Origin of the sequence: Microcystis sp. M20BS1, assembly GCF_020245305.1 — a bacterium.
GTDB classification, from domain to species: domain Bacteria; phylum Cyanobacteriota; class Cyanobacteriia; order Cyanobacteriales; family Microcystaceae; genus Microcystis; species Microcystis ichthyoblabe_A.
In genome coordinates this window covers 1-4160 of sequence record NZ_JADBUZ010000024.1, presented here as the reverse complement: position 1 = coordinate 4160, position 4160 = coordinate 1, and the positions used below count along the sequence as shown (strand labels likewise).

Annotated in this window: 5 protein-coding genes and 1 pseudogene; 3 read left to right on the top strand and 3 right to left on the bottom strand. The window is 32.9% G+C overall.

The features are described from left to right. Window positions 1–83: pseudogene (locus IM507_RS02545) on the bottom strand (NADH-quinone oxidoreductase subunit K); the annotation flags it as partial. Between the two features lie 64 nt (window positions 84–147). Beyond that, on the bottom strand, window positions 148–1506 hold the full coding sequence (locus IM507_RS02540; protein WP_123230860.1) for an AAA family ATPase: 1359 nt from the start codon (window positions 1504–1506) through the stop codon (window positions 148–150). Window positions 1507–1686: 180 nt separating this feature from the next. Here IM507_RS02540 and IM507_RS02535 point away from each other — a divergent pair, with 180 nt between their 5' ends. From IM507_RS02535 to IM507_RS02525, 3 genes are all read left to right on the top strand, one after another. Continuing rightward, complete coding sequence (locus tag IM507_RS02535; RefSeq protein ID WP_002734992.1) at window positions 1687–1983, top strand: hypothetical protein; 297 nt, start codon at window positions 1687–1689, stop codon at window positions 1981–1983. Window positions 1984–2025: 42 nt separating this feature from the next. Continuing rightward, the gene (locus IM507_RS02530; RefSeq protein WP_002732448.1) at window positions 2026–2391 is read left to right on the top strand and encodes a hypothetical protein; all 366 of its coding nucleotides are present in this window, start codon (window positions 2026–2028) and stop codon (window positions 2389–2391) included. A gap of 452 nt (window positions 2392–2843) precedes the next feature. After that, window positions 2844–3635, top strand: a complete 792-nt coding sequence (locus IM507_RS02525; protein ID WP_002731658.1) for a leucine-rich repeat domain-containing protein — start codon at window positions 2844–2846, stop codon at window positions 3633–3635. Window positions 3636–3982: 347 nt separating this feature from the next. On the opposite strand, the gene IM507_RS02520 is transcribed toward IM507_RS02525, so the two are convergent. Then, on the bottom strand, window positions 3983–4160 hold a 178-nt coding region (locus IM507_RS02520), incomplete at its 5' end, for an NADH-quinone oxidoreductase subunit K (RefSeq protein WP_287636497.1).

Sequence of the window (4160 nt, the reverse complement as noted above, 5' to 3'; positions counted from 1 at the left end):
TTGCGACTGGTGACTAAACCATAAATTCCGATACAAAATAAAGCCGCCGCTAATAACAAATAATACTCTAACTGAATCTGCATGATACCTCTAACACCGTACAGTGCAAAGTTCATGAGGTAAAAAATTATGATAACCGCCACTTATTTAGATACCTGTATCTTTGATATATTTTTTAAACACAGGAGATAAATTAAATAAGATTTCTGATTCTTCAATTTTAGTTAACAAATATCTTTTTTGTAAAGATTGTAACCCTTTAATCAAGTCATCCGCTGATAAATCTAAACTTAATTTTAATTCATTTCTTGAACAATCTTTTTTTAGGTTGATTAAGGATTGAATAATTTGTTTTTCAATGGGCGATAATCTCTTAGTTATTGTAGTCAAACTTTCCTTTATTTTTGCTGTAATAACAATATTTTCCTCTTGTAAAAACTCACCGACACAACCATGATAAACATCTTGAATTAAAACAGCAATATCTTTTAAATAAAATAAATTTCTTTCGTATAACTGAACTACTTTTAACCAGCTTTCTTCATCTTCAGAACCTAAATTATTGAGGATTGCCCGATTATTTAAACCTTGTAATTCAAGTAAATCTAATTTTTCATCTGAATAATACATTTCTGAACATCGCTCTTGACTAATTAAAATTAAACTACTTTGATGTTCAATTTCGTTAGTAATTATTGAAAAGAATTCCTGATACTTTTTATGTTTAGTTTGATATTGCCCTGCTAATTCACCCTCGCTAAATAATTCCTGTACATTGTCAAAAATAATTAAACACTTTTTCCGTTGCAATAACTTTAAAAACAGAGTCAATTTATCGTGATCATTTAAGATAAAATCCGTATTAATTTTAGTGAAAATATCAGTAATAATTGTGTCTAAACAATTGAATATTTTTAGATTTTGCCAAATAATTACTTCAAATTTTTCTAAATTTAATTCTACAAAATGTCTAACTAAGGTAGTTTTTCCAATTCCACTCAATCCTGATACGGAAATTAAAGGCCTTTTCTCAATTAATATTCTCTGTGTTAAGATTTCTAATTCTGAAATGCGATCGCAGAAATTACGATTTATCTTTGGAGCTAAACTTAAATCATGATATGATGTTTCTGATGGAGATTTTTCTTTATTTTCAATTGGTTTAGTGGTGTCAGGTTGAGGAGACGTTACACAATAATTAATATTTTTGTGTAACGTAAAAAAAAGTTGAGAATTAACTGCTTTTTCGATAGTCCAACGAAAATTAGACTTATTAAGCTCTTTTTCTTCTAATCCTAATTGCTTAGATAAAACCTTAAATATTTTATTTCTACTCACATCGCCAATATGTTTCTCATCATAACCATAACTATCCGCAATTTCTTTATAGGTTTTGCCGTTTAATAACTCTTCAATAATGTGTCGCTGAATATCGCTAAGACTTTGCCCATCTTCCTCTATCAATAAATCTTCGATAAAACGCAACAAGTGTAAACTATCCTTCATGGTGTGAAAGTGAATAAATTTTTACCTATATTATAGTTCAGTTATTGTAAAACAAGATCAAGTCATTTCTGGCCTTGTCTTAACATTTCTTTACAAAACATCAGGTGAAATCTGGTGGTGGTTGAAAAAAATCTTTGCGATGATTATAGGTAGCAATCAAAATATCAGAAATACTAAATTATGAACTTTCAACCTAGTTATCATGGACAGAACAAAGAAGTCCAAGATGTTTTAAATGAGACTAACGATCTCATAAGCGAGGCAAACATACTACTTAATCATCAGTCAAGTCCAACACAGACATCTTCAACTGATAGTGACAATCTCGTTAGATCAAATTATACATTACAAAGAGAGATTAACAGGTTAAATCATAACATTGAAATAGAAAAGATAGAGGAATTAGCAGAATTGGGTAGCCCTTATAGTTACTACGAAAGTTCTTTTGATGACTATGATGATTACGGTGACTACTAATAAAAAATAAAGAACAATTAATCAAAGAGGTTGCAACTAATCATGAAAAACATCTTCAATTTATCGAAAGTTATTCCTTTTATCTGCATATCCCCATATATCATTACATCAATTATTGTTTCAATTCCACCAGCAAATGCTCAAAGTGCCGCTATAGGTCGCCAAGTATCAAAATCCTTAGCTCGCATCTGGGCTGAAAATTTCGCTGCTGGTGCTGGAAGACGGGCGGGGGACTTTATTGTTGTAGCAGCGACAGGGGCTGTACTATCAGGACAACAAGCCCAAAGATTTGTCAACTCAGGACAAACATATGTAAGACACGGTATAGTTTACTATTATGGACGACCATATAGAGTTTGTCAACACTTTCAAGGAAATACTCCAGTATCTTATGTTTATTACTGTTAGCTTGTCGGTTGGGTTGCATACCGTAATCCAACTTGATGATTATTTTCTATCTTGATTCGTTGGGTTTCATGAAATTATGATTAAAAATGTCATCATTTTGATTCTATTAGCTTTGGGAGGTGTGTTTTACCACCTCAATAGTGTAAATCAAAGAGCTTTGGAATGTGTTGCTTATGTACATGAAGGGGTTGATCTTACTGGAAGAGGAAAAAATAACTGTACCAATACCGAACTTATTCCTTAATTTTCAGGGCGATCGCCTTTTTGTTTGTAGCAATGGCTTTAGTTTCATGTTATTCAACCCTACCTACATTTAAAAGCGATCGCCTTTTTGTTTGTAATCATGACTTCAATAACCCCTAAAAGCGTTACTATGAAAGGGGTGATCTCTTTTTGAGTGACAATCTCGCAGAGAAAAATTTTAAAATTATAAAACGGCAATATTAAGTTTTATGGAATTTAAACAATCTGTGTCCTTCGTTTTATCTGGATTATTGACTATCGCCAGCATAGCAAACACAACTTCAGCTATAGCTCAGGGTTCCAATTTTTTTCCTTCTTTTTTTGAATTATGTAATCGTTTACAGTCTCTTCCACAAGATCAAAAATACACTATAGAAATACTGCTACGAGAAGCAAAAACTGAAAATTGTCAAACAGCCTCAAATTATTTAACAAATCTTCAGAAGTTGTCTTTAGTTAATAATCAAATAGTAGATCTAACGCCTTTAGCTAATTTAACTAATCTTATCGAGTTGCGTTTACGTCAGAATCAAATAGTAAATGTAAATGCGTTAGCTAATTTAACTAACCTTACCCACTTAAATTTACAAACCAATCAAATAATAGACATAACCTCATTAGCTAATTTAACTAATCTTGAGGTATTGCTTTTATCAGACAATAAAATAAAAGATATAACTCCCTTAGCTAATTTTACTAATCTTAGGACTTTGTCTTTAATGGATAATCAAATAGTAGATGTAAGTCCTTTAGCTAACTTAAATAATCTTGAGGTATTGTTTTTATCAGACAATAAAATAAAAGATTTAACTCCTATATATAAGTTAGGTCTTCATGTGGATTTGTTAGGTGGAATTATTATCAACATCAGCCCTGAAGGAGTACCTGCTATCGATGGTGGTTATTCCTGTGAGTGTGATCGTTCTTCCTGTGTGTGCGATCGCCTTCAGCCCACGACTCCAACCCAACCCATCCCAGAGCTTAAAAAAAACTCTTATTGAGAAATATCCTCAACAAAATAGGGCTAATCCACGACAACCCTACTCAAAAATTACTTTGGCAAAATTTTGCCCCTGATACCCTATCCACTCCCCTAAGACTGCTCTCTTAGGTTTGGTGGGCAAAATGTATTCTAAGATACAGTCCTGCTGGCGAGCGAGTGGAAGGAACCACAAAGACACAAAGGACACAAAGATTGAGCGATCATAATGTAAGTTAAACTTATCACACAGAACCTAGAAGAGCCAACTCTTGAAATTTCAAACATTTAACACCGTACAAACAGGGAAAATTGGCCAAAAAAAACTCTCCCCAGAAAAGGGAGAGAGGGGGGTAAATATTTAAAAGCTTACCATTTGAGCAGATTAAACTGTTCCATATCGATCGTGTCGCGGTTACGATAGATAGTCAGGATAATCGCTAAACCCACGGCTGCCTCGGCTGCCGCTACGGTAATCACGAAAATAGTAAAAATTTGGCCTCGGATATTAGCGGGGTCAAGATAGTTGGAAAAACCCATTAAGTTA

Excerpts from the sequence above, each read along its gene's own strand:
- IM507_RS02530 (WP_002732448.1), top strand. The coding sequence starts at position 2,026 with ATGAAAAACATCTTCAATTTATCGAAAGTTATTCCTTTTATCTGCATA.
- IM507_RS02535 (WP_002734992.1), top strand. The coding sequence starts at position 1,687 with ATGAACTTTCAACCTAGTTATCATGGACAGAACAAAGAAGTCCAAGAT.
- IM507_RS02540 (WP_123230860.1), bottom strand. The coding sequence starts at position 1,506 with ATGAAGGATAGTTTACACTTGTTGCGTTTTATCGAAGATTTATTGATA.
- IM507_RS02525 (WP_002731658.1), top strand. The coding sequence starts at position 2,844 with ATGGAATTTAAACAATCTGTGTCCTTCGTTTTATCTGGATTATTGACT.